The sequence below is a fragment of the Pseudomonas sp. D4002 genome (genome assembly GCF_013385665.1).
In the GTDB taxonomy this organism is placed as follows: domain Bacteria; phylum Pseudomonadota; class Gammaproteobacteria; order Pseudomonadales; family Pseudomonadaceae; genus Aquipseudomonas.
The window spans coordinates 22,795-46,991 of the sequence record NZ_JACAPN010000029.1 but is presented as its reverse complement, the minus strand read 5'-3'; the positions used below and the strand labels follow the sequence as shown (position 1 = coordinate 46,991).

General features: G+C 62.0%; 19 protein-coding genes. 8 read left to right on the top strand and 11 right to left on the bottom strand.

Annotation, left to right across the window (positions count from 1 at the left end):
* The first annotated feature begins 85 nt into the window (after positions 1–85).
* Together HX824_RS20840 and HX824_RS20835 are read left to right on the top strand one after the other, a co-directional pair.
* Positions 86–982 (top strand): LysR substrate-binding domain-containing protein, encoded by an 897-nt coding sequence (locus HX824_RS20840; RefSeq protein WP_003210377.1) that lies wholly within the window; start codon positions 86–88, stop codon positions 980–982.
* A gap of 106 nt (positions 983–1,088) precedes the next feature.
* Complete coding sequence (locus HX824_RS20835) at positions 1,089–2,339, top strand: aspartate aminotransferase family protein (protein ID WP_134325788.1); 1,251 nt, start codon at positions 1,089–1,091, stop codon at positions 2,337–2,339.
* A gap of 44 nt (positions 2,340–2,383) precedes the next feature.
* Here the strand turns inward: HX824_RS20835 and HX824_RS20830 are convergent, their stop codons facing one another.
* Together HX824_RS20830 and HX824_RS20825 are read right to left on the bottom strand one after the other, a co-directional pair.
* Positions 2,384–2,767, bottom strand: a complete 384-nt coding sequence (locus HX824_RS20830; RefSeq protein ID WP_003210382.1) for a DUF1640 domain-containing protein — start codon at positions 2,765–2,767, stop codon at positions 2,384–2,386.
* Position 2,768: 1 nt separating this feature from the next.
* A complete protein-coding gene (locus HX824_RS20825; RefSeq protein WP_003210383.1) occupies positions 2,769–3,026 on the bottom strand; it encodes a hypothetical protein in 258 nt (85 codons plus the stop codon).
* 294 nt (positions 3,027–3,320) lie between these two features.
* Between HX824_RS20825 and HX824_RS20820 the strand changes: the two genes are divergently transcribed.
* The 4 genes from HX824_RS20820 (at position 3,321) to HX824_RS20805 (ending at position 9,750) form a co-directional block, all read left to right on the top strand.
* Positions 3,321–4,658 (top strand): carbohydrate porin, encoded by a 1,338-nt coding sequence (locus HX824_RS20820; RefSeq protein WP_102605931.1) that lies wholly within the window; start codon positions 3,321–3,323, stop codon positions 4,656–4,658.
* A 113-nt stretch (positions 4,659–4,771) separates the two neighbouring features.
* Complete coding sequence (locus HX824_RS20815; RefSeq protein ID WP_008438499.1) at positions 4,772–7,189, top strand: glucose/quinate/shikimate family membrane-bound PQQ-dependent dehydrogenase; 2,418 nt, start codon at positions 4,772–4,774, stop codon at positions 7,187–7,189.
* A gap of 244 nt (positions 7,190–7,433) precedes the next feature.
* Positions 7,434–8,291, top strand: coding sequence for a 2OG-Fe(II) oxygenase (locus HX824_RS20810; RefSeq protein WP_102368166.1), 858 nt, complete (start codon positions 7,434–7,436; stop codon positions 8,289–8,291).
* Between the two features lie 34 nt (positions 8,292–8,325).
* Positions 8,326–9,750, top strand: coding sequence for a pyridoxal-dependent decarboxylase (locus tag HX824_RS20805; RefSeq protein WP_177055017.1), 1,425 nt, complete (start codon positions 8,326–8,328; stop codon positions 9,748–9,750).
* Positions 9,751–9,780: 30 nt separating this feature from the next.
* Here the strand turns inward: HX824_RS20805 and HX824_RS20800 are convergent, their stop codons facing one another.
* The 9 genes from HX824_RS20800 to HX824_RS20760 form a co-directional block, all read right to left on the bottom strand.
* Positions 9,781–12,117: a bifunctional diguanylate cyclase/phosphodiesterase gene (locus HX824_RS20800; RefSeq protein WP_008438502.1), complete on the bottom strand. Its 2,337-nt coding sequence runs from the start codon at positions 12,115–12,117 to the stop codon at positions 9,781–9,783.
* A gap of 201 nt (positions 12,118–12,318) precedes the next feature.
* On the bottom strand, positions 12,319–13,494 hold the full coding sequence (locus HX824_RS20795; protein ID WP_177055016.1) for a PotD/PotF family extracellular solute-binding protein: 1,176 nt from the start codon (positions 13,492–13,494) through the stop codon (positions 12,319–12,321).
* Positions 13,491–14,465: a GTP-binding protein gene (locus tag HX824_RS20790; RefSeq protein WP_177008177.1), complete on the bottom strand. Its 975-nt coding sequence runs from the start codon at positions 14,463–14,465 to the stop codon at positions 13,491–13,493. Before HX824_RS20790 ends, HX824_RS20795 begins: the two co-directional genes overlap by 4 nt.
* Positions 14,466–14,550: 85 nt before the next feature.
* Positions 14,551–14,844 (bottom strand): hypothetical protein, encoded by a 294-nt coding sequence (locus HX824_RS20785; RefSeq protein WP_087695160.1) that lies wholly within the window; start codon positions 14,842–14,844, stop codon positions 14,551–14,553.
* 13 nt (positions 14,845–14,857) lie between these two features.
* Positions 14,858–15,607: an SDR family NAD(P)-dependent oxidoreductase gene (locus tag HX824_RS20780; RefSeq protein ID WP_102605933.1), complete on the bottom strand. Its 750-nt coding sequence runs from the start codon at positions 15,605–15,607 to the stop codon at positions 14,858–14,860.
* Positions 15,608–15,783: 176 nt separating this feature from the next.
* Complete coding sequence (locus HX824_RS20775; protein WP_003210402.1) at positions 15,784–16,545, bottom strand: SDR family NAD(P)-dependent oxidoreductase; 762 nt, start codon at positions 16,543–16,545, stop codon at positions 15,784–15,786.
* 12 nt (positions 16,546–16,557) lie between these two features.
* On the bottom strand, positions 16,558–17,898 hold the full coding sequence (locus tag HX824_RS20770; protein ID WP_003210404.1) for an MFS transporter: 1,341 nt from the start codon (positions 17,896–17,898) through the stop codon (positions 16,558–16,560).
* Positions 17,899–17,940: 42 nt separating this feature from the next.
* A complete protein-coding gene (locus tag HX824_RS20765) occupies positions 17,941–18,819 on the bottom strand; it encodes a polysaccharide deacetylase (protein ID WP_003210406.1) in 879 nt (292 codons plus the stop codon).
* 11 nt (positions 18,820–18,830) lie between these two features.
* On the bottom strand, positions 18,831–20,174 hold the full coding sequence (locus HX824_RS20760) for an amidase (RefSeq protein ID WP_177055015.1): 1,344 nt from the start codon (positions 20,172–20,174) through the stop codon (positions 18,831–18,833).
* A 336-nt stretch (positions 20,175–20,510) separates the two neighbouring features.
* Here HX824_RS20760 and HX824_RS20755 point away from each other — a divergent pair, with 336 nt between their 5' ends.
* Both HX824_RS20755 and lon read left to right on the top strand, forming a co-directional pair.
* A complete protein-coding gene (locus tag HX824_RS20755; protein WP_003210410.1) occupies positions 20,511–21,500 on the top strand; it encodes a GntR family transcriptional regulator in 990 nt (329 codons plus the stop codon).
* 222 nt (positions 21,501–21,722) lie between these two features.
* On the top strand, positions 21,723–24,143 hold the full coding sequence (gene lon / locus HX824_RS20750) for an endopeptidase La (RefSeq protein ID WP_003210412.1): 2,421 nt from the start codon (positions 21,723–21,725) through the stop codon (positions 24,141–24,143).
* The last annotated feature ends 54 nt before the right edge of the window (positions 24,144–24,197 follow it).

Genomic DNA, 24,197 nt, shown 5'->3' with positions numbered 1-24,197 from the left:
GTTGCCGGTCAGTATCAACGGCTTTACACCTTGGCCACAAACGACGTTTAGGCAAAGGCTCCTTCCGATTTGGAATGAACTTCTCATGATCTCGAAACGCTTGACCCCTTCGATGACCGCCCTGCAGTGCTTCGAAGCCGCCGCCCGCCACCTGAGTTTCACCCGCGCTGCCGAAGAACTGCACCTGACCCAGAGCGCGGTGAGCAAGCAGGTGGCACAGCTCGAAGAGATGCTCTGCCACCCGCTGTTCCAGCGGGTACGCCAGCGTTTGTACCTGTCGCCGGCGGGCTCGCTGTACCTGGAGGAAGTACGCAAGATCCTCAACCAGGTGGATATTTCCAGCCGCTACATCCTCACCTACGGTGGCGAGACCGAAGTGCTGCGCATCGCCACCCAGCCGACCTTCGGTGACCGCTGGCTGGTGCCCAAGCTCAAGGATTTTGCCGCGCGCCATCCCAATATCCACCTGGACGTGCGCAACGAACTGGAGCCGTTCGACGTGTTGCAGGCCAAGGCGGATATCGCGTTTTTCTTCGGCCAGGGAGCGTGGCCGGGGGCGACTTGCATCGAGTTGTTTCGCGAAGCCGTGGTGCCGGTCTGTGCCCCCGGGTTTGTTGCCGCTGGCAGCGACGCCTCGTCCCGCCACACCTTGCTGCAATGCACCTCGCGCCCGGAAGCCTGGCACGAGTGGTTTCTGGAACAGGGCCTGCACTCGCAAAACAGCTACCACGGGCCGCGTTTCGACACGTTCTACATGTGCATCCGCGCCGCGCAATCGGGGTACGGCGTGGCGTTGGTGCCACAGTATCTGGTGGCCGAGGAATTGGCGAACGCCAGCCTGATGATCCCCTGGGATTACAGAATGCCGAGTGCCGGCGCGCACTTTATCGCCCATGCCGAACATGCCGGGGAGATCCCGAAAGTGAAGGCGTTCCTGAACTGGATGGTGGATGTGGCGAGGGAGCTTGCTCCCTCGCCATAGCACATCCCGACTTTTAATAATGACCCGGCGACTTTATTTCGTTTGCGGGGCAAGGCGGCTCACGGCTTAGATAAAAGGACGCATCCTATTCTTGAGTCCCGGATCCATGAGCCGCGAAACCATCAGCCAGTCGATTTCCATCGTCCACCCCATCAGCCTCAGCCATGGCCGGAACGCCGAAGTCTGGGACACCACCGGCAAGCGCTTCATCGATTTCGTCGGCGGCATCGGCGTGCTCAACCTGGGCCACTGCCACCCGCGTGTGGTGGAGGCGATCCGCGACCAGGCCACCAGGCTCACCCACTACGCCTTCAATGCTGCGCCTCACGCGCCCTACATCGAACTGATGGACCGTCTTACTGCATTCATCCCGGTGGATTACCCGGTCAGTGGCATGCTCACCAACAGTGGTGCGGAAGCGGCGGAAAACGCCCTGAAAATTGTCCGCGGCGCCACTGGCCGCACCGCCGTCATCGCCTTTGACGGTGCGTTTCACGGGCGCACGCTGGCGACGCTCAATCTCAACGGCAAGGTGGCGCCCTACAAGCAAAAAGTCGGCGTATTGCCGGGGCCGGTGTTCCACCTGCCCTACCCCAGCCGCGACAACGGCGTGACCTGCGGCGAAGCACTCAAGGCGATGGACCGCCTGTTCAGCGTGGAAATCGACGTCGACGACGTGGCCTGTTTCATCATCGAACCCGTGCAGGGCGAAGGTGGTTTCCTGGCGCTGGACGTGGAATTTGCCCAGGCCCTGCGACGCTTCTGCGATGAGAAAAACATCCTGTTGATTGCCGATGAAATCCAGTCCGGCTTCGGCCGCACCGGCCAGCGCTTCGCCTTCTCACGCCTGGGCATCGAACCGGACCTGATCCTGCTGGGCAAAAGCATCGCCGGCGGTGTGCCGTTGGGTGCGGTGGTGGGTCGCAAGACATTGCTCGACAACCTGCCCAAAGGCGGCCTCGGCGGCACCTACTCCGGTAACCCGATTGCCTGCGCGGCGGCCTTGGCCACCCTGGATGAAATGACGGACGAGCACCTGCAAGGTTGGGGCACGCAGCAGGAAGAAGCGATCGTCAGTCGCTATGAATCATGGTGTTCGAAAAGGCTCTCCCCCTACCTCGGCCGCTTGACCGGCGTGGGCGCCATGCGTGGCATCGAACTGGCCAACGCCGACGGCAGCCCGGCGCCACAACAACTGACCCAGCTGCTGGCACTGGCCCGCGAGGCGGGTTTGTTGCTGATGCCCAGCGGCAAATCGCGGCATATCATCCGCCTGCTGGCGCCGTTGACGATTGAAGCGGCGGTGCTGGAGGAAGGGCTGGATATTCTTGAAGAGTGTTTGGCGAAGTTGGCTTAAAAACCAGAAAGCCCGGCGGGAAGCCGGGCTTCGAACGGAAAACGTCAGTGGACGAGTCGGGCGACGCCAAAGGCGATGGCAGACAAGGCGCCAGCTGTTCCGACAAACCATTTCAGCAGTCGGGTTTCCAACGATTGCATATCCGTTCTGAAATTGGCGATTGAGAGATCCAACCTGGAGGTTGCTTCGAGCAGGTCGATTTTGGTCTGCATCAGATCGGACTTGGTGGCCATGTGCTCCTGCATGCCATCCAGCTTCGTCTCGACGCGCTCCAATCTTGCCTCAACTTGTGAAATACGCTTTTCCAAATCGTTTTCTCCTCCGTTGCCCCCACCGCCTGCGCCGCCTTTGCGGTCGTAGCCTGATGACGAACCTTGACGGTACTCCTGGCGAAGATAGCTCACATTATCCTTGAGGTCATTCGCCATTTCAGGCCTCCTTCTTTTGGGTCAAAGCATTCAGTCCATCAGCTACACCTTCCATGCAGTCGATAAACTCATTCAGCTTCACCCATGCTTCATCTGCCGCCTGTTTTACATCCACGTCTTCACTATGTTTGAGCGCACCGGACAAGCTAATGATGCCGGAGCCGAGCCTAGCAATTGCACTGTGATACTGACCGAGAATAATGACTAGTTCCCCGGCTGTTACGGCCTTTGCCTCACCTACGTTGTCGTCGCCTTCCATGTCGACCCCCCATCTGTTTTGGTGACGCAGATAACCACGCCCTCAAACACAAACCAACGCACAGATTGCTACCAAATCCGACGATCCAGCGCACTATTACCAATTCCGAAAGAATCCATCTTCCGTTTAGCCCTTTCTCTCCCCGCGCCAGGGCTTTATCCTTGTCAGCAACAAACTGAAACGTTTCATCATTCCACCAAACCATCGACCGCCCGTGTTCAACGCCCTTGTGCGAACGCGCCAGGCCGCTGTTTGCGTTTCAAAACCATAAAATATTAAGACCCCATTTTGCCTATGCCTGCTTTCCCAAACCTGCGCCTGTGCGCTGCGCTGTTACCGTTCGGCCTGATCAACTGTGCCCAGGCCGCACCTGCCTTTGACGCTGAATCACCGTGGATGCTGGGTGATTTCGGCGGCACTCGGACAGCGCTGTCTCAACAAGGCTACGACTTCAAATTCGACTACACCGGCGAAATGGGCAGCAACCTGCACGGCGGCTCGGATCACGACCGCACTGCGCGCTACAGCGACCAATTCGGCCTGGGCACGCACCTGGATCTGCAGAAGATCCTCGGCTGGCACGACGCCGAGTTCCAGTTGACGGTGACCGAGCGCAGCGGCAACAACATCACCAATGACCGGGTCAACGATCCGCGTGTGGGCGGGTTTACCTCGTCCCAGGAAGTCTGGGGCCGTGGCCAGACCTGGCGCCTGACGCAGATGTGGTACCAGCAGAAATTCTTCGACCAGAAGCTCGACATCAAGGCCGGGCGCTTTGGCGAAGGTGAAGACTTCAACAGCTTCCCCTGCGACTTCCAGAACCTCGCATTCTGCGGCTCGCAGGTCGGTAACTGGGTTGGCAGCATCTGGTACAACTGGCCGGTGAGCCAGTGGGCGTTGCGGGTCAAATATCACCTGACGCCCGAGTTGTACGCCCAGGTCGGCGCCTACGAACAGAACCCGTCCAACCTCGATCGCGGCAACGGCTTCAAGCTCAGCGGCAGCGGCACCCAAGGCGCCCTGCTCCCGGTTGAGCTGGTGTGGACGCCTACGCTGAACGGCCTGCCCGGCGAATACCGCGCCGGCTACTACTACAGCAGCGCCAAGGCCAGCGATGTGTATAAAGACCGCAACGACCAGCCGGCAGCCCTCAGCGGCGAGGCCTATCGCAGCGCCTCCAGCAAGCACGGGGTGTGGCTGGGGGTGCAGCAGCAAGTCACCAGCCTGGCCAGCGACCATTCGCGGGGCTTGAACGTGTTCGCCAACGGCACGATGCACGACAAGAAAACCAACGCTGTGGATAACTACGTGCAAGCCGGCGTGGTCTACAAGGGCCTGTTCGACGCCCGCGCCAAGGACGATATCGGTTTCGCCGTGGCCCGGGTGCACGTCAACCCGGCCTACCGCAAGAATGCCGAGGCAAGCAACCAGGCCCACGCGGTATACGACTTCGATGACCCATCCTACCTGCCGATTCAACACACGGAATACAGCGCTGAGCTCTATTACGGCATCCATGTCACCCAGTGGCTGACGGTGCGCCCGAACCTGCAATACATCCGTCACCCCGGAGCCGTGGCCCAGGTGGATGACGCGCTCATCGGCGGGATCAAGCTGCAAAGCTCATTCTGACGTTGTAAGTAAATTCTGAAGAAAACGAATTAGCCCTGAACCAAGCCTGCGCCGGAACGTCATCTACAGTGAACTGTGCGCAATCAATTCAAAACGTAACGGAGAACCACACTATGAGCACTGATGGTGCTTCAAGTCCAAGTCGCCTGCTGCCCAGGCTGCTGGGGATCTTGCTGCTGATAATGGGCCTGGCCTTGTTGGCCGGGGGGATCAAGCTGAGCATGCTCGGCGGGTCGCTGTATTACCTGCTGGCCGGTCTCGGCATCACCGTCACAGGCCTGTTGCTGCTGGCTACACGCCGTGCGGCGCTGGGCTTGTACGCACTGGTGCTGTTTGCCAGCACCGTATGGGCGCTGTGGGAAGTCGGCCTGGACTGGTGGCAACTGGTACCGCGCCTGGCCCTGCTGTTTGCCCTCGGCATCGTCATGCTGCTCCCGTGGTTCCGCCGTCCGTTGCTGCGTGGCCAAGCCTCGCCGCTGGGCACTGGCGCGCTGAGCGTCGCCGTCGTACTGGCCGGCGCCGCTGCATTGGCCAGCCAATTCACCGACCCGGGCGCCATGGTCAAGAAAGGCCAGCTGGACCGCGATGCGGTACCGGGCATGGCCAGCACTGCGCCGGCCCAGGCTGATGGTGACTGGAACTCCTATGGCCGTTCGGCCTTCGGTGATCGTTACTCGCCACTCGCACAGATCACTCCGGAAAACGCCCACAAGCTGGTTCCAGCCTGGACCTTCCGTACGGGCGACATCCCTGGCCCAGGCGATCCCGGTGAAACCACCGCGGAAAACACCCCGCTGAAAGTCAACGGCATGCTCTACGTGTGCACGCCTCACAGCCAGGTGATTGCCCTGGACCCGGACACCGGCAAGGAAATCTGGCGTTTCGACCCGAAGATCAGCAGCGAAGGTGCTGCCAACTTCAAGGGTTGGGCGCACATGACCTGCCGTGGCGTGTCGTATCACGATGACGCGGTCTATGCCTCGGAACAGAGCCCGACTGGCAGCGCCAGCCCGGCCGCCGCGCCGAATGCCTGCCCGAAACGCATCTTCGTCCCTACCGCCGACACCCGTCTGATCGCCCTGAACGCCGACACCGGCAAGATGTGCGAAGACTTCGGTGACAAAGGCCAGATCGACTTGCGTGCCAACATCGGCACCTTCGCCCCGGGCGGTTACTACTCCACCTCGCCACCGGCCGTTACCAAGAACCTGGTGGTAATCGGCGGTCACGTGACCGACAACGTCTCCACCGACGAGCCTAGCGGCGTGATCCGTGCGTTCGACGTGCACACCGGCAAGCTGGTGTGGAATTGGGACAGCGGCAACCCGGACGACACCACCCCGTTGGCCGAGGGCAAGACTTACACCCGCAACTCGCCAAACATGTGGTCGATGTTCGCGGTGGACGAAAAACTCGGCATGCTCTACCTGCCGATGGGTAACCAGATGCCCGACCAGTACGGCGGCGACCGGACTCCGGACTCCGAGAAGTACAGCGCCGGCCTGACTGCCCTGGACATCGACAGCGGCCACGTGAAGTGGACCTTCCAGTTCACTCACCATGACCTGTGGGACATGGACGTGGGCGGCCAGCCTTCGCTGATCGACATCAAGACCGCTGACGGCGTCAAGCAAGCGGTAATGGCGTCGACCAAGCAAGGCAGCATCTACGTGATCGACCGCTCGAACGGTCAGCCTGTAGTGCCGATCAATGAAATCCCTGTACCGCAAGGCGCAGTGGCCGGCGATCACACCGCACCGACCCAACCGAAGTCCGACCTGAACTTCATGCCACCGCCCCTCAAGGAGCGTGACATGTGGGGCGTGACGCCGTTCGACCAGATGCTGTGCCGGATTGACTTCAAATCCATGCGCTACGACGGTCCGTTCACCCCGCCATCGCTGCAGGGCTCGATCGTTTACCCAGGTAACTTCGGCGTGTTCGACTGGGGTGGCATTTCCGTCGACCCGGTTCGCCAGATCGCGTTCGTGAACCCAAGCTACATGGCGTTCAAATCGAAACTGATCCCGGCCGCCGACATTGCCAAGCAAGGTCCGCGGGTCAGCGAAACCGAAGGCGTGCAGCCGAACAAAGGCGCGCCATACGGTGTGATCCTCGAAGCCATGCTGTCGCCACTGGGCCTGCCGTGCCAGGCGCCGGCGTGGGGTTATGTGGCCGCGGTCGACCTGACCAACCACCAGACCATCTGGATGCACAAGAACGGCACCGTGCGTGACAGCTCGCCGGTTCCGATTCCACTGACCATGGGCGTGCCAAGCCTGGGCGGGACTTTTACCACCGCCGGTGGCGTGTCCTTCCTCAGCGGTACCCTTGACCAGTACCTGCGTGCCTATGACGTGAAAAACGGCAAGCAGTTGTGGGAAGGCCGCCTGCCAGCAGGCGCGCAAACCACACCAATGACCTACACCGGCAAGGACGGCAAGCAGTACGTGCTGGTCATGGCCGGCGGTCATGGTTCCCTGGGCACCAAGCAGGGTGACTATGTGATGGCGTTCAAACTGCCGGATTAAGCAAAACCGGCAGTAAGAAAAAGGCGGCTACCTAAGTGGGTAGCCGCCTTTTTTTATGCGTGAAATAAAGCGATCCGATAGCGCCAATGTATTTAAAAGTTTACTCGGAAAAGTCCTATACCTCCCCAAAAGTCTTTCCCTCAACTTTGGCCCTGCGCCATCCGACGCTCACTGTCGCCAGTAAATCCCCAGCCAAACAAACGTTATCTATATGACGTGCTGTAACTACCATGGAGTTTTCATCATGACGGACCTCAACAGCGTTGAATCAATACCTGCAGTCCCGCATAGCCAGGCGCCCGGGATCCTGGCGCTTGAGCAACTCGACACACTCAGCCTGGAAAAACTTATTCGCGGAGAAATACTTGCCATCCGGGTACCTGACTACGCGAATGAACAAACCAGCGAAGTACTAAATAAACATATCAACGAAACGGCGACGCTCCAGGAATATAACCACGAGACCTATGAGCACGGAAAAGTTGTCCAGCATTTCTATGGTGTCCATCGCTGGGGAACACCGTTCAACTCCACCTACGGCAAGGCCGCAGACAGCTATTCGCAACAGAAATACTACGCAGACGCCACCCACATGCGCTGCGTGATCGATGACCTCTGTGCCCCGCGCAAACCACCCATCCATCTACTGATGGAGCATATCCGGCAGGTGTGGCCAGAAGGTGCGACAACCGCGGCGTTCCAGGGCCAGCCGATGTTCTGCGGCATTATCCGCGCCATGTTCCCGGAGACAGCCCACCTCTCCGAAACAGTCCCCCATGTCGATTGCCTGCCCTTGTCGATTGCCGAACTGGAACATCAATTCAGCGCGAATATTTACCTCGAAGTACCACCTTCGGGAGGTGAACTGGTCATTTGGGATACCGAGGCGTTTACCTACGACGAGGTCATCCGTTTCGAAGGGGCGGAACTGCCCGAAGATCGTTTGCAAAAACCGCTGCGCATCCAGCCGCAGAAAAACGAACTGGTGATTATCAATACTCGCCGTCCCCATGCCATTTGCGGTTTCGATTCAGGCAAGCGCATCAGCATCCAGTCGTTTATCGGCTATACCACTGGCCAGCCGTTTTACTTCTGGTGCTAACGCCTTTATTTCTCTTCCTGACGGACACCCTGATATGACACCTGAAGAATTCCGCCGACATGGCCACGCCATGATCGACCTGATTGCAGACTATCGACAAAACATCGAGCAACGCGGTGTGCAACCCACCACGGCCCCGGGCGAAATCAGGTCCGCATTGCCGGCCAGCCCGCCTGAGACAGCCGAACCGTTCGAACAGATCATGGGCGACGTCGAAACACTGATCATGCCCGGTCTGTTGCATTGGCAGCATCCAAGCTTCTTCGGGTTCTTCCCGTCGAATGTGGAACTGTCCTCCGTCCTCGGCGATTGCTTGAGTACCGGCCTGGGCGTGGTGGGATTGTCGTGGCAATCGAGCCCGGCCCTGACCGAAATCGAGGAAGTCACCACCGATTGGCTGCGCGACATGATCGGCCTGAGCGCCAACTGGAGCGGAGTGATCCAGGACTCGGCCTCGACCTCCACCCTGGTGGCGCTGATCAGCGCCCGCGAACGCAGCTCCAACTACGCGCTGATGCACGATGGCCTGCAAAACAGCGGCGCCCCCTTGATCGTCTACACCTCGGCCCACGCCCATAGTTCAGTGAACAAGGCCGCGATCCTGGCGGGGTTCGGCCAGAACAATATCCGTACCGTGGCAACCGACGAACACAATGCAATGTCACCGCATGCATTGGAGCGGGCAATCGAACAAGACCTGGCTGCCGGGAACAGACCCTGTGTGGTGATTGCGACCACCGGCACAACGGCAGCCATGGCCATCGACCCCCTGGAAGCCATCGGCGCCCTGACGCAACGCCACGGCCTGTGGTTGCATGTCGACTCAGCCATGGCCGGGGCCGCGATGATCCTCCCGGAATGCCGCGCGCTGTGGCACGGCATCGAGAACGCCGACTCGCTGGTCCTCAACCCTCACAAATGGCTGGGGGCGGCGTTTGATTGCTCGGTGTACTTTGTACGCGACCCCGAGCACTTGATTCGCATCATGACCACCAACCCCAGCTATCTACAGTCCAAGGCTGACGGCCAGGTCAGGAACTACCGCGACTGGCGGATCTCCCTGGGCAGCCGGTTCCGCGCGCTGAAGCTGTGGTTCCTGATCCGCGAGCAAGGCGTCAGCGGCCTGCAGGCCCGGCTGCGGCGTGACCTGGAGAATGCCCGCTGGCTGGCAGAACAGATTGAAGGCAGCAAACACTGGAAACTGGTAGCCGCCGTCACCCTGCAAACCTTGTGCATTCGCCACGAGCCACCAGGCCTTGATGGTGAGGCGCTGGATAACTACACCCGGGCCTGGGCGGAAAAGCTCAACCATTCAGGCAGCGCCTACGTCACTCCCGCCGTGCTCGACGAGCGCTGGATGGTACGCGTGTCCATTGGCGCGCTGGGGACGGAGCGCCACCACGTCGAAGGCTTGTGGGAACGGTTGCAAAGCCTGGTCGATGCAACGGTGGAACACTGAAAGACCGGCGTCGGTGCAGCCACCGACGCCCTAGACCGGCACGCGCTCGCGGCGCATCCACATCTCAAACGCCATGGCATTCAACGGCCGGCTGATCAGATAGCCCTGGGCCGTGTCGCACTTCCAGAGCTTGAGCAGCTTGAGGCTGGGCTCGAACTCCACCCCTTCGGCCACCACCTTGAGCCCCAGGTTGTGGCTCATTTCGATGGTCGAGCGCACGATCACGCCGTCGCCGGAAGTGCTGTCGAGGTTGCGCACAAACGACTGGTCGATCTTCAATTCCTGCACCGGCAGGCGTTGCAGTTGCGCCAGGGATGAATAGCCGGTGCCGAAGTCATCCACCGACAGGCTGATGCCACAAGCGCGCAGTTGCTCCAGCACGCTGAGGGCCTGGGCCGGGTTGTGCATGATCGCGCTTTCGGTGATTTCGAAAATCAGTTGCCGGGCCGATACCCGGTAGTGCGCCAGCAACTCGGTCACCCGCGGGGCCAGGCCGTCATCGGCCAGGTCATCCACCGAGATGTTCACCGACAACTGCACCTCCAACCCGCGCACCGCCCACTCGGCCAGTTGGCGAATGGCTTCTTCGATCACCCACTGGGTCAGGCTGCCCATGCTGCCGGTGCGCTCGGCCAGGGGAATGAACTCGGCCGGCGACACCAGGCCCAGGGTCGGGTGCTGCCAGCGCAACAGCGCTTCGGCCTGGCGCACATGGCCATGGTGCAGGTCGAGCTTGGGCTGGTAACACAGGTACAACTCGCCCTCCGTCGGCGCCCGGCGCAGGTCACGAATCAGGCTGATTTGGCGTTGATGGGCGAGGTCGCGGTCCTGCTGGTAGATCTGTAAGTAACCCGGGAACGCTGCCGCATCGTGGCGGGCAATCGCGGCGCGGCTGATCAGCTCTTCAACCTGCTGGCCGTCGGCCGGGTAGGCGGCGATGCCGATGCTCACTTCGTGGCGCAATTCATCGCCACCAATGCGCTGGGGTTCGGTGAGCAGCCCATACAAGCGGTCAGCCAGGGCCACCGCGCGGTCGATCGCAGTGTTTTCCAGCAGCAGCAAAAACTCGCTGCCGGTGATGCGCGCGGCGGTGTCGCTGGCCGACAGGCTCGACAGCAGGCAGCGGCTGGCTTCGCGGAGCATTTCTTCCACGCCTTCCGGGCCGTAGCCTTCGTTGATCACCCGGTAGTTTTCAATCCCCAGGTACAGCAACACCACCGGCCGGCCAGCGCTGATGGCGCTGCCCAGGCGCTCCATGGCCAGCGCGCGGTTAGGCAGGCCGGTGAGCGGGTCGTGCAAGGCGTTGTGGGCCAGTTGTCGCTCGCGTACCGCGATCCCGGTTTGCATGGCGTTGAAGGCCTGGGCCAGCAGGCCGAATTCATCGTGGCTGCGCACCTGTACCGGTGTGCGGTAGTCACCGGCCCCGATGCGTTCGGCCGCCTGCACCAACGCATTGAGTGGGCGTGAAACCCGCCGCGCCAGAAACAACGCACCCGCGAGCGACACCAGCAGCACCACCAGGGCGATCGCGAGAAATTGCCGGTCCAGCGGCGCGAAGGATTCAAGGGCGTGGTCCAGCGGGCTTTGCAGCAGCACCCGGACCTCGCCACCGTCTGCCGTGTTGCCCAACGGCAGCACCTGGCTGAGATAGCGCTGGCCGTGGAACAGGTTCAATTGCGCCACCGGAGTGATGTACGCGCCCTGCAGGTCGCTGGCAATCGACGCCTGTAGCGCCTCGGGCTGAGTACTGAACAATTCGCCGGGCTGACCATGCTGCGCGCTGATGAACGACACTTCCAGGTTGCTCATGGAGCGCAATTCACTGGCAAAGATTTCGTCCATCGGAAAGCCCATGGCGACACGGGCGATCGGCGCGGGGTCGACGACTTCCTGTTGCACCAGCAGGAAAGGCCGGCCATCCAGGGCCACGATCAACATTTGCAGGCCGCTGCGCCGGGCCTGGCGCAAGGCATCGTTATAGGGAAAGGCCTGGCCGGACGTCAGCGCCGGTAACGTGCTGACCATCACGCGGCCGTCGAGCCCCAACACAAATACCTCGCTGGAACTCAGGCCGGTGCCATGCCGGCGCAGGGTCGCGAGAATCGCGTCGGGCTCGCCATCGGCGACAGCCTGGCGAAACGGCAGGTCCGCCGTCAGCCAGTTCAAGCCGTATTGCAGGCGCCGGCCACGCAGGTCGAGCAGGCGTTCGAACACCTGGCTGCCGGTTTCCAGCTGCACCTGGGCCTGGTTTTCCACGGCGCGATTGGTGGCGGTCTTCACCGCGAAATACACCGCCGCCACGACCACCAGCAACAGCAGCGCCAGCACCCCGGCAATCCGGGTTTGAAACGTATGGCGCCACCTCATTCTGTTGCCCTCTGGCAGCGCCTGCCCCCTCCAGCCGAAACGTCCCTTCGTCATACGCGTCCCTCGCGATAGCTGAACCGGCGTCAAATAAATATCCTTTTTACAGGGATATTTGAATTATCCAGATTAGCTGCGCAAGAGAAGAAGTGCACCCAATAAATACGGGAGTTTATATGTCATTAATTTGGCGACAGGCTGCCGTTACGACGTTCGCGCCCGCATGAAGTCCCCCCAACGCCGCACGAGATAGTTGTGCTCATCCATCACCGAGTTCCACACCGCGATATGCCCCATGCGCTGTTCATAGGAACCGCCGTCGCGCACGTCACCCACATCGATCAGCGGCAAGCCATCGCTGCCCAACAGCTCTTCCCGGGCGGGCAGCCCGGCGTACCAGTAGTCCCATTCGGCACTGCTCAGGTGATCACGGCTGCGAGCCGGGTTGCCGATGTAATAACCCTGGCGCGCCATCACCGCACCCGGCCAGCCGGACAGCCACCAGTTGAGGTAGGCATAGGCCGCATCCAGCACCGGGCCCCTGGCATGGCGCGACAGCGACAACCCGCCGAACCAGGCGCGATAGCCTTCACGGGGCACCGCCAGGCGGTATTTGACCCCGGCCCGATGCAGGCGCATCAGGGTCGGTGACCACAGGCTCTGGATATCGATGCTCGGGCTGAGCATCAGTTGCGCGGCTTCCTCGTCATCGGACCAGAACGCCGCGAAGTGGCCTTCCTTCTGTTTACGCACCAGGATATCGGCCAGTACATCGATCTCTTCGATGCTCATGTTGCCGATGTCCTTGAAGCTCGCGAGGCCCGCGCCTTGCACGGCCAGCGCCGCGTCCAGGGCGCCGATGGCGGCGTCGCTCTGCAACGCAGTGCGTGCGCCCCAGGCCGGGTCCAGCAACCAGCCCCAACTCTCGTTGCCGCGGTTGAACCCTTCGGGCAAGCGCTCGGGGCGGTAGGCGAAACTGTCGGCGTTGTGGGTCAGGGGCAGCATGCTGATGCGTTCGGTCACGGTGCTGCCGAGGCTGCCGTCGTGCTGCACGAAGAGGCGCTCGCTGGGCACACTGCCGCTGCCCAGACGGTCGTTGGCGGACAAGCGTCCGCGCTTGGGCAGGTCGTTGATCTCGTGCCACAGCGCGATGCGCCGGGTGTCGATCGGCTGGATCGCCCGCGCCGGCCACACGAAGTCGACGTTGTGAAACCACTGGTCGTAGAGGTCGTAGCTGTCAGGCTGCATCACCGCAATGCGCTGGGCCTGCTCGACATCATGCACTTGGTACACCAGGCGAATGCCCAGCTCTTTTTCCGCTCGCACACGCAAGGTTTCGAGCAAGGTCACCGAGGTGCCGAGGACGCGAAGCGTGATCATGCGGCGAACCTTCTGGAGAACACTTCAAAGGAGCGCCGCAGCAGAGCCGGGTCAAGCCCGCGCAGGATAAACACCAAGCGCGATTGCCGATCGGTCCCCGGCCAGGCAGGCAGGTGAACCGGGGCATGCAGACAATGCTGCACGCCATGAATGACGATGGGAGCGTTACTGGCGTTCACGTTGAGCAGTCCTTTGACGCGAAGAATACGTTCGCCGTGGCATCTTAACAGCATCGATAACCAGACCCCGAAACCGACCCAATCCAGCGGCTGATCGAAGGTCAGGCAACAGACTTGCGCAGCGCCGTGGTTGGCGGCGGTGGTTTGATGGAGTTTCCAGCGGCGGACTTCTGCAGCGGGCTCGGCACTGCGCAGGCCTTCGCCAAGCAGCAGTTGTTCACCGCTGTCGATATCGCAGGTATTGAGGATCGGCGTGCCGGCGTTCAGTGCCTGCAAGTGCAAGCGCAACGGGCCACAGTCTTCGACGAGGTCGGTCTTGCTCAACAGCAGGCGATCGGCAGCGGCCACTTGCGCCAGCCATTCCGGGTGCAGGCGCTCTTGCAAAGCGGCGTGGCTGGCGTCCACCAGCGTCACCACCAGGCCGATATGAAAGCGCCCGCGCAGTTGCACGTCGTTGTTCAAGGTCGCGAGGATTGGCGCCGGGTCGGCCAGGCCGGTGGTTTCCAGGATCACCCGCTTGAAGGGCGGAATCTCGCCCCGCTCACGACGCTGCAACAGGCCGAGCAAGGCGTCTTTCAACTCGCCGCGAATCGAACAGCACACGCAGCCGCTGGGCAGCAGCACCGTGTCCGGCGCGACTTCCTCCACCAGCAGGTGGTCGATGCCGACGTCGCCGAACTCATTGATCAGCAACGCCGTGTCGCCGAGGCTTTCACCTTGCAGCAGGCGCTTGAGCAAGGTGGTCTTGCCGCTGCCGAGGAAGCCGGTGATGACGTTTAGCGCGATGCTCATAGTTCTACCTCAATGATGCCCCCGCAGGAGTCCGGCTTGCCGGCGATGGCGATATCAAGGACGCCATCGCCGGCAAGCCGGGCTCCTACAGTTCCAGATGATCGAGCAGGCGCGGGTCCAACGGGTCCAGCGGTCGACCGAGCATGGTCTCTGCCGCCCGCCACAATTGATCCAGGCCGCTGGCCAGTTCCTGTTTGCCGGTGGCGCCCAGCAGCAGATAGGACGCGCCCTGGAAGTCTTCGACCTTGAGCCGGAACACCGCCAGCACCTGGTTGATCGCCGCGATTCGGCGCAGACGTTCGCGTCGGCGCGGCAATTCATCGCCCAAAGGGTCGCTCCAGTGCAGGTCTTCGCCCAACAGGCCGCAGAGTCCGCACATGCTTAATACCCGCTCATGGCATGACGTCGCCGGAGTTCGGGCCAAGGGTCTGGCCGACGAACAGATTGCCGCCCGGCTCGCTGGCCAGCAGCACGGCAGTCGGCGCGACTTCGTCCGCCAGGCCGAAACGACCCAGGGGCAACTCGGCGGCCTTGGCGCGTTTCCAGGTGTCGCTGATGCCGCCTACCAATGGCGTTTCGATGGGCCCGGGTGCGATGGCGTTGACCAGTACGTTGTCCTTGGCCACTTCCAGGGCCAGGGATTTAGTGAAGCCGATCACCCCGGCCTTGGCCGCCGCATAGTGCGTCAACTCGGCGCCGCCCTTGATCCCCAGTTGCGAGGCGACATTGATGATCCGGCCCCAGCGCTGGGCGATCATGTGAGGCAAGGCGCGCTGGCTGGCGACGAACACGCTGGTGAGGTCGACGCGCAGCATGTCGTTCCACATGTCCAGGGTCAGGTCGACGCAACGGGCCTGGGTCAGCATGCCGGCGTTGTTGACCAGGATGTCGATGCCGCCGTAGTGGGTGACGCAGGCATCGACGCTGGCCTGGGCGCCGTCGACGGTGCCGACATCGGCCACGCATTCGAGGACTTCGGCGCCGAGGTTGCGGCAGGTGATGGCGGTTTCGGCGAGGGTGGCGGCATCGCGGTCGGCCAGCAACAGGTGCGCGCCTTCGACGGCGTAGGCACGGGCGATGGCGGCGCCGATGCCGCTGCCGGCACCGGTGATCACAGCACGGCGGTTAGCGAGTTGGGGCATGGTGAACTCCTGAAATAATCAAACGGCGAACGCGGTCAAAAATGTGGGAGCGGCGGTGCGACGATTCGACTTGCTCGCGAATGCGGTGGATCAGTTCCGCATGTATTGGCTGGCTCTCCGCTTTCGCGAGCAAGCCCGCTCCCACATTTGGAGCGAGTCCGGCTTAAAACTGGGGGTTAGTCCGGCCAGCGCACGGTCAAGCCACCATCAATCACAATGCTCTGCCCGGTCAGGTAGCTCGACTCCTCACTGGTCAAAAACCGCACCAGGGACGCCACTTCATCCGCCCGCCCGACCCGGCCCAACGGAATCGCCCGCGCCGCTTTCGCCAGCCCTTCCGGCCCGAGGGAGTTCTTCGCGTCCAGCGACTGCGGCGTCTCGATCAACCCCGGAATCACCGCGTTGCAACGAATCCCCAACGGCGCCAATTCCACCGCCAGCGACCGACACAACCCCGGCACACCGGCCTTGGCCGCCGCATAGTGCGCGTGCTCCTGCCAGCCATACACGCCACCGGCAATCGACGAAATCGCCACCAGCGCACCGCCTTCATGCATGTGCCGGGTTGCCGCCCGGAAGGTGCGCATCACCCCGGTCAGGTCGACGTTGAGCATCTCGTTCCACAGCTCGTCGGTCATCTCCAGCAGTGGCGCACGGCGTAACAAACCGGCGTTGGCCACCGCGTAATCGAGGCGACCGAAGTGCTGGACCGCCTGCGCCGCCAGGTTATCCACCGAGGTTGTATCGCCCACGTCCAGCGGCAACATCAGGCATTCACCGCCCGCCTCTTCCACCAGCGCAACCGTGTGATGCGGGTCATGGGGATCGGCCGGGTAATACCCACCCACCACCGCCACGCCGCTGCGGGCATACGCCACCGCGAGGGCCTGGCCGATGCCGCTGGCGGCACCGGTAATCAATGCAACTTTACGACTCATCGAATCAACTCCTTACTGGACGGTTTCCGGACGCACATGGCGCGCGGCAAACATCAACGCACCGGAGAGGAAGCACGGCACTGCGCCAAACCACAGCGCAGCGGTCTGCCAGTCACTCCCGGCCGACAACACCTGGGTCGCGCCGAACCCGGCAACCACCGCACCAATCGGCCCCATGGCATGGATAATCGCGCCACCGGTAGCCCGGATGCTGGTGGGAAAACTTTCACTGATGAAAAACAGCGCCGCCGAGTACGGCCCGATCAGGAAGAACAGGCCCAGGCTGTACAGCCCCACCACCATCGCCATGTTGCTCGGGCCAAACAGCATCCCGGCAAACGACAGCCCGCCGAGCATCCAGCCCAGGCCGATGACATTGCGCCGGCCGATCTTGTCGCCCATCCAGCCGTGGCTGAGGTAGCCGCAGTAGCCCACCAGGTTCGACAGCACGAGGATGATCAGCGAGTTCTCGAACGAGATGTGGTGCACGCTGACGATCACCGACGTACCCAGCACGCTGAACACCTGGATCGCCGCCCAGTTGAGCAGCAGCGCCGCACCGATCACCAGGGTTGCACGGCGGGCCGGGCCACGGAATGCGGCCTTGAGGCCGGCCTTGCTGTGTTCGTCATAGTCCACGCCGTAGGTCACAGCGACGTTTTGCGCTTCTTTCACCGCGCCGCTTTTACGCAGCTCGCTGATGCGCTGGTGAATCTGGAACTGCGGGCTTTCCTTGAGCTTGCGCGCCATGACCGCGATGACAATCGCCGGGATCGCCGCAAACACGAAGCACCCCTGCCAGCCAATCACCGGCAGCAACAGCGCGGTCAAACCCGCCGCGATCAACGCGCCCACCGGCCAGCCGCCCTGCACCAGGCTGTAGATAAAGCCGCGACGCTTGGCCAGTTTTGGATCATCGGAAGCCGCGTACAGTTCGCTCAGGTAAGTCGCGTTGACGGTTTCCTCGGCATACCCCAGGCCGCCCAGCGAACGGATCAGGATCAGCGACGACTTGCCCCACGCACCACCAATGGCGGTGAGCGCCGAGCAGATCGCCGAACCGGCCACGGTGAAAATAATCCCTTTGCGCCGACCCAGTTTGTCCACGATCGGACCGATGGCCAGCGCGACCACGGCGGTGCCTACCGCCACCCATGTCGCAATCTCCGCCTGCTCCACTTCACCCCAGTTAAAGTGCCGCCCGATTTCCGGCAGCAAGGTGCCGAAAAGGATGAAGTCATACACCGCAAACACCCAGGCGAAAAACGCGATCCAGGTGGCGAAACGCACCTCCTTGGGCGTCAGTTGCCGGGGTTTCCAGCCAGTCAGATCAAGCTTGTTGTAGATAGACATGAATCGCGCCTCGGGAGGTTGGCCAGGGTTTAGGTACGGGTGTCAGGTACGCGGTTGGCGGCGGATAAAGTCGTCGGCGATTTCGTCGAAAGTGACGAAGCGCACGCCGGCATGGCTCTGGATGTGTTCGATCAGCCGCTCAAGCATCAGCAGCACTTGCGGGCGGCCGGACACGTCGGGGTGGATAGTCATGGTGAACACCGCGTGTTCGTGCTCGCGGTAGACCCAGTCGAACTGGTCGCGCCACATTTCTTCGAGGTGACGCGGGTTGACGAAGCCATGGCTGTTCGGGGCTTTCTTGATGAACATCATCGGCGGCAGGTCGTCTAGGTACCAGTTGGCCGGGATCTCCACCAGGTCGGTTTCTTCGCCGCGCACAAGGGGTTTCATCCAGGTGTCGGGGTGCTGGCTGTAGTCGATCTTGGTCCAGGTGTCGCCCTTGCGCACGTAGTACGGGTGGAAGTCGTTGTGCATCAGGCTGTGGTCGTACTTGATGCCTTTTTTCAGCAGCAGTTCGTTGGTGACCTTGCTGAATTCCCACCACGGCGCGACGTAGCCGGTGGGGCGTTTGCCGGTGACCTGGGTGATCAGCTCGATGGACTTGTCGAGGACGATTTCTTCCTGCTCGGCCGTCATCGCAATCGGGTTTTCGTGGCTGTAGCCGTGCACACCGATTTCGTGACCGGCGTCGGCCACCGCCTTCATCTGCTCGGGGAAGGTTTCCATCGAGTGGCCGGGAATAAACCAGGTGGTGCGCAGGCCGTAGCGCTCGAACAATTTGAGCAGGCGTGGCGCACCGATTTCACCGGCGAACAGGCCGCGGGAAATGTCGTCTGGGGAATCTTCGCCGCCATAGGAACCGAGCCAGCCGGCGACCGCGTCGACGTCGACGCCAAATGCACAGAGGATGTCTTTAGCCATGATGTGTCTCCTTAAAAAGTGAGTGCGGTTTCTACTGACAGCGCGGCCCGAAGCAGGCGCGCGTCTTCGCCGCTGGGGGCGCTGAGCAGCAGGCCGGTGGGCAGGCCCAGGGCATCACGGCCGCTGGGCAGGCTGACGCCGGGCATGTCCAGCAGGCTGCCGGGCATGGTCAGGCGCAGGGTGGCGAGGTTGGTGCTGACGAACAGCTCAAAGTCGGCTTCCAACGGCGCCAGGGCCGGGGCCACATGGGCCACGGTGGGGGTGATGAGGATCGCGCCGTCGAGTTCGTCGACAAGCTGCTGTTGCAGGCGGCGACGGGCGTCGTACAGCGCCAGCAGTTGGCTGGCCGGCAGTGTGCGGGCCGCTTCAAGGCGACGGCGAACGCGGGGGTCGAGTTGCTCGGCATCAGGGCTGTCGAGCAGGGCTTCGTGGAGGGCGAAGGCTTCGAAGGCGCCGAGCCAGCCCTGGTGCAGGATCAGGTCGAGGGTGGCCTGGAAGGTCTTCGAGGGGCGCACGTCAATCAGCGCGCCTTCTGCCTTCAATCGGTCCACACAACGTTGCAGGTTGTCGCGCACCGCAGGTTCAACCCGTGCGTCTTCCAGCACACTTTGCTCGACCCAGAACCGCTGGCCATTGAGGCTGCGGGGCGGGCGTGGCGGGCGCTGCTCGCGACCATTGAGCAGGTCGTCGATGGCCAGTGCATCGCGCACGCTGCGGGTCAGCGGGCCGAGGCTGTCGAGGGTGTGAGCCAGCGGGAAAACGCCGTCGCGGCTGTAGCGCCGGCAACTGCTGCGATAACCGACCACGCCATTCAGCGCAGCCGGAATACGGATGGAGCCGGCGGTGTCGGTACCCATGGCGATCGGCACGATGCCGGCTGCCACGGCGACCGCCGAGCCCGACGACGAGCCGCCGGGAATCCGCGGTTGATCGACGCTGGCCGGGTTGTGCGGCGTGCCGAAATGCGGGTTCAGGCCCAGGCCGGAATAGGCCAGCTCGCTGAGATTGGTCTTGCCGACGCTGACCATTCCGGCGCGGCACAACAGGCCCACACTTGGCGCGTCCAGCAAGGCGGCCGGCGCATTACGGCGATAGGCCGCGCCCGCCGTGGTAATGCTGCCGGCCACATCGAACAGATCTTTCCAGGCCAGTGGCACCCCGTCGAACACGCTCAACGGCTGGCCGGCACGCCAACGGGCAGCCGACGCTTCGGCCTCACGGCGGGCGCGCTCGGCGGTCAGGGAGATGAACACGCCGGGGACCATGCTCGCGTGGGCAAGTGCCTGTTCCAGGACCTGCACCGGGTCGCTGCGACCGCTGGCGAAATCCTCGGCCATTGAAGTGGCGTCTGACATGGGAACGACCTTTTAAAAATGTACATATTAATAAAATGTACATTTTACAAAGGCAGCTTTCGTGCCAGTCTCGTGGACAGCTCGGTTGCCACACCTGGCACTTTGGAGCAGATCCACGGGCTAGATGGGTTTCAGGCATTAAAAGAAATATCGGCTGGTGTTTAAGGCTCGCCTGGAATGAAATAATGTATCTTTTATTAATAAATACATTTTGGTGCAGAAAAGTAACATCAACCCTCTGAAGGCCCCAAAAAAGTGCCACCGACGTGGCGCAGAGTGACAGGCGCAACTATGAGAGAATCCCCGGCCACCGACCCGTTTGCTCCAGAGAGCCCGATGAAAGCAGTGTCAGCCTCGGCTTCCCGTTACGCGATGATTCACCAGGTTCTGCGCGACGCCATCACCCACGGCACCGCCCGCCATGGCCTGGTGTTGCTGGAAGCGCCGCTGGCCGAATTGTTCGGCACCAGCCGGGTGCCGGTGCGCAAGGCGCTGAACCTGTTGCATGACGAAGGACTGATCTGCCGCTTTGATGGCCGGGGTTACCTGATCAACCCCGACGGCCTGGACATGGAGCCGCTGCGCCTGCCCCTGAGCCATGCGCACCTGGGCCTCAACGGTGAAGATGAATTGGTGGACACCCGGCCACTGGGGGAGCGCATCGTCGAGGAAATCGGCGCGGCGCTCTCGACCTGTATCGCCTTCGGGCATTATCGCCTCGATGAACAGGCCGCCGCCGAGCACTACAACGTCAGCCGCGCGGTGGTGCGTGAAGCGCTGATGCGCCTGCGGGACCGTGGCCTGGTGGAAAAGGAACCCTATTCCCAATGGCTGGCCGGGCCACTGACTGCCCGGGAAGTCACCGAAGACTACGAACTGCGCGCCTGCCTGGAGCCCGAAGCCCTGCGCCAGAGCGCGCCGAACCTCGACCGCGACCTGCTGCACGCCATGTTGCAGCGCGTGCTCGATGCGCAAAACAGCGCCCATTGCAGCCTGGAAGAGATCGAGCAGATCGAGGAAGACCTGCACCAGCACTGCCTCGCCGGCCTGCAAAATCGCAAGATCGCCGCGCTGATCCGCCAGGGGCAAAGCCCGATGATCATCAGCCGGATTTTCTACCGGCTGCTGGGCATCGGTGCCGATCCGGCGATGCTGGCCGAGCACCGGCTGATCCTTGAGCTGTTGCTGCATGGCGCCTTCGACGCCGCCGCACTGAACCTGCGCGAGCACCTGCAACGGGCCCGGCAGCGGATGTTGCAGCGTTTGAAGGTGCTGTCGGTGCTGCCTGAACAACCTTTACCGGCCTACTTGCACAAACTCAGCTGACGAAATGCAATCGAAAATGTGGGAGCGGGCTTGCTCGCGAAGGCGGCGCATCAGTCACAGATGCATCGACTGACAGACCGCCTTCGCGAGCAAGCCCGCTCCCACATTTGTTCAGCGGTGCTTTTGAAAATATTGTGCAATATGTTGCTATCTCACCCCACCCATTGAAACCACTGCCGACCCGCCCCATCTAACTTGCATACTTCCTTATGCAGGTGCCCCATGAGCGACCAGCAAGAATTCCCGGACATCGACCTCAACGACTACGCCGACCCGGAAAACGCTGAACACACTTCCGCCAACACTGGCTTGGCCCTCCCAGGGCAAAACCTGCCCGACAAGGTCTACATCATCCCGATCCACAACCGGCCTTTCTTCCCGGCGCAAGTGTTGCCGGTGATCGTCAATGAAGAGCCGTGGGCCGAAACCCTGGAGCTGGTGAGCAAGTCCGACCACCACTCCCTTGCCCTGTTCTTCATGGAAACCCCGCCTGAAGATCCGCGCCACTTCGACACCTCCAGCCTGCCGCTGTACGGCACCCTGGTGAAGGTGCACCACGCCAGCCGCGAAAACGGCAAGCTGCAATTCGTCGCCCAGGGCCTGACCCGCGTGCGGATCAAGACCTGGCTCAAGCACCACCGCCCACCGTACCTGGTGGAAGTCGAATACCCGCACCAGCCGACCCAGCCGACCGACGAGGTCAAGGCCTACGGCATGGCGCTGATCAATGCGATCAAGGAACTGCTGCCGCTCAACCCGCTGTACAGCGAAGAACTGAAGAACTACCTCAACCGCTTCAGCCCCAACGATCCGTCGCCGCTGACGGACTTTGCCGCCGCCCTTACCTCGGCCACCGGCACTGAACTGCAGCAAGTGCTGGACTGCGTGCCCATGCTCAAGCGCATGGAAAAAGTCCTGCCGATGCTGCGCAAGGAAGTCGAAGTCGCGCGCCTGCAAAAAGAAATCTCCGCCGAAGTGAACCGCAAGATCGGCGAACACCAGCGCGAGTTCTTCCTCAAGGAACAACTCAAGGTCATCCAGCAAGAGCTGGGGCTGACCAAGGACGATCGCAGCGCCGACGTCGAGCAATTCGAACAGCGCCTGGTGGACAAGGTCCTGCCGACCCAGGCGCAAAAACGCATCAGCGAAGAAATGAACAAGCTGTCGATCCTGGAAACCGGTTCGCCGGAGTACGCGGTCACCCGCAACTACCTGGACTGGGCCACCTCGGTGCCGTGGGGCGTGTATGGCGAGGACAAACTCGACCTCAAGCACGCCCGCAAGGTACTCGACAAACACCACGCCGGCCTGGATGACATCAAGAGTCGCATCCTCGAGTTCCTCGCCGTGGGCGCCTATAAGGGCGAAGTCGCCGGCTCCATCGTGTTGCTGGTGGGCCCGCCGGGCGTGGGCAAGACCAGTGTCGGCAAATCGATTGCCGAATCCCTCGGCCGGCCGTTCTACCGCTTCAGCGTCGGCGGCATGCGTGACGAGGCCGAGATCAAGGGGCATCGCCGCACCTACATCGGTGCGATGCCGGGCAAGTTGGTGCAAGCCCTCAAAGATGTGGAAGTGATGAACCCGGTGATCATGCTCGACGAGATCGACAAGATGGGCCAGAGCTACCAGGGCGACCCGGCCTCGGCCCTGCTCGAAACCCTCGACCCGGAACAGAACGTCGAATTCCTCGACCACTACCTGGACCTGCGCCTGGACCTGTCCAAAGTGCTGTTCGTGTGCACCGCCAACACCCTGGATTCGATCCCCGGCCCGTTGCTGGACCGCATGGAAGTGATTCGCCTGTCGGGCTACATCACCGAAGAAAAGGTCGCGATTGCCAAGCGTCACCTGTGGCCCAAGCAGCTGGAAAAAGCCGGCGTGTCGAAAAACAGCCTGTCCATCAGCGACGGCGCCCTGCGCGCCCTGATCGATGGTTACGCTCGCGAAGCCGGGGTGCGTCAGTTGGAGAAACAGCTGGGCAAACTGGTGCGCAAGGCGGTGGTCAAGCTGCTGGATGAGCCGGACTCGGTGATCAAGATCGGCAACAAGGACCTGGAAGCCTCCCTGGGCATGCCGGTGTTCCGTAACGAGCAAGTGCTGTCGGGCACCGGTGTGATCACCGGCCTGGCCTGGACCAGCATGGGCGGCGCGACCCTGCCGATCGAGGCGACGCGCATCCACACGCTGAACCGTGGCTTCAAGCTCACCGGGCAACTGGGTGAAGTGATGAAGGAATCGGCCGAGATTGCCTACAGCTACATCAGCTCGAACCTGAAGTCGTTTGGCGGTGACCCGAAGTTCTTCGATGAAGCCTTCGTGCACCTGCACGTGCCGGAAGGTGCCACACCGAAAGACGGCCCGAGCGCGGGCGTGACCATGGCCAGTGCGCTGCTGTCGCTGGCGCGTAACCAGCCGCCGAAAAAAGGCGTGGCGATGACCGGTGAACTGACGCTGACCGGGCATGTGCTGCCGATTGGCGGGGTGCGCGAGAAGGTGATTGCGGCGCGGCGCCAGAAGATTCACGAGTTGATCTTGCCGGAGCCTAACCGGGGGAGCTTTGAAGAGCTGCCGGAGTACCTGAAGGAAGGGATGACGGTGCACTTTGCCAAGCGCTTTGCGGATGTGGCGAAGGTGTTGTTCTGATAGTTATGTAGCGCCTGAGCTGGCCTCTTCGCGAGCAAGCCCGCTCCCACACTT

Excerpts from the sequence above, each read along its gene's own strand:
- HX824_RS20840 (WP_003210377.1), top strand. The coding sequence starts at position 86 with ATGATCTCGAAACGCTTGACCCCTTCGATGACCGCCCTGCAGTGCTTC.
- HX824_RS20835 (WP_134325788.1), top strand. The coding sequence starts at position 1,089 with ATGAGCCGCGAAACCATCAGCCAGTCGATTTCCATCGTCCACCCCATC.
- HX824_RS20830 (WP_003210382.1), bottom strand. The coding sequence starts at position 2,767 with ATGGCGAATGACCTCAAGGATAATGTGAGCTATCTTCGCCAGGAGTAC.
- HX824_RS20825 (WP_003210383.1), bottom strand. The coding sequence starts at position 3,026 with ATGGAAGGCGACGACAACGTAGGTGAGGCAAAGGCCGTAACAGCCGGG.
- HX824_RS20820 (WP_102605931.1), top strand. The coding sequence starts at position 3,321 with ATGCCTGCTTTCCCAAACCTGCGCCTGTGCGCTGCGCTGTTACCGTTC.
- HX824_RS20815 (WP_008438499.1), top strand. The coding sequence starts at position 4,772 with ATGAGCACTGATGGTGCTTCAAGTCCAAGTCGCCTGCTGCCCAGGCTG.
- HX824_RS20810 (WP_102368166.1), top strand. The coding sequence starts at position 7,434 with ATGACGGACCTCAACAGCGTTGAATCAATACCTGCAGTCCCGCATAGC.
- HX824_RS20805 (WP_177055017.1), top strand. The coding sequence starts at position 8,326 with ATGACACCTGAAGAATTCCGCCGACATGGCCACGCCATGATCGACCTG.
- HX824_RS20800 (WP_008438502.1), bottom strand. The coding sequence starts at position 12,117 with ATGAGGTGGCGCCATACGTTTCAAACCCGGATTGCCGGGGTGCTGGCG.
- HX824_RS20795 (WP_177055016.1), bottom strand. The coding sequence starts at position 13,494 with ATGATCACGCTTCGCGTCCTCGGCACCTCGGTGACCTTGCTCGAAACC.
- HX824_RS20790 (WP_177008177.1), bottom strand. The coding sequence starts at position 14,465 with ATGAGCATCGCGCTAAACGTCATCACCGGCTTCCTCGGCAGCGGCAAG.
- HX824_RS20785 (WP_087695160.1), bottom strand. The coding sequence starts at position 14,844 with ATGTGCGGACTCTGCGGCCTGTTGGGCGAAGACCTGCACTGGAGCGAC.
- HX824_RS20780 (WP_102605933.1), bottom strand. The coding sequence starts at position 15,607 with ATGCCCCAACTCGCTAACCGCCGTGCTGTGATCACCGGTGCCGGCAGC.
- HX824_RS20775 (WP_003210402.1), bottom strand. The coding sequence starts at position 16,545 with ATGAGTCGTAAAGTTGCATTGATTACCGGTGCCGCCAGCGGCATCGGC.
- HX824_RS20770 (WP_003210404.1), bottom strand. The coding sequence starts at position 17,898 with ATGTCTATCTACAACAAGCTTGATCTGACTGGCTGGAAACCCCGGCAA.
- HX824_RS20765 (WP_003210406.1), bottom strand. The coding sequence starts at position 18,819 with ATGGCTAAAGACATCCTCTGTGCATTTGGCGTCGACGTCGACGCGGTC.
- HX824_RS20760 (WP_177055015.1), bottom strand. The coding sequence starts at position 20,174 with ATGTCAGACGCCACTTCAATGGCCGAGGATTTCGCCAGCGGTCGCAGC.
- HX824_RS20755 (WP_003210410.1), top strand. The coding sequence starts at position 20,511 with ATGAAAGCAGTGTCAGCCTCGGCTTCCCGTTACGCGATGATTCACCAG.
- lon (WP_003210412.1), top strand. The coding sequence starts at position 21,723 with ATGAGCGACCAGCAAGAATTCCCGGACATCGACCTCAACGACTACGCC.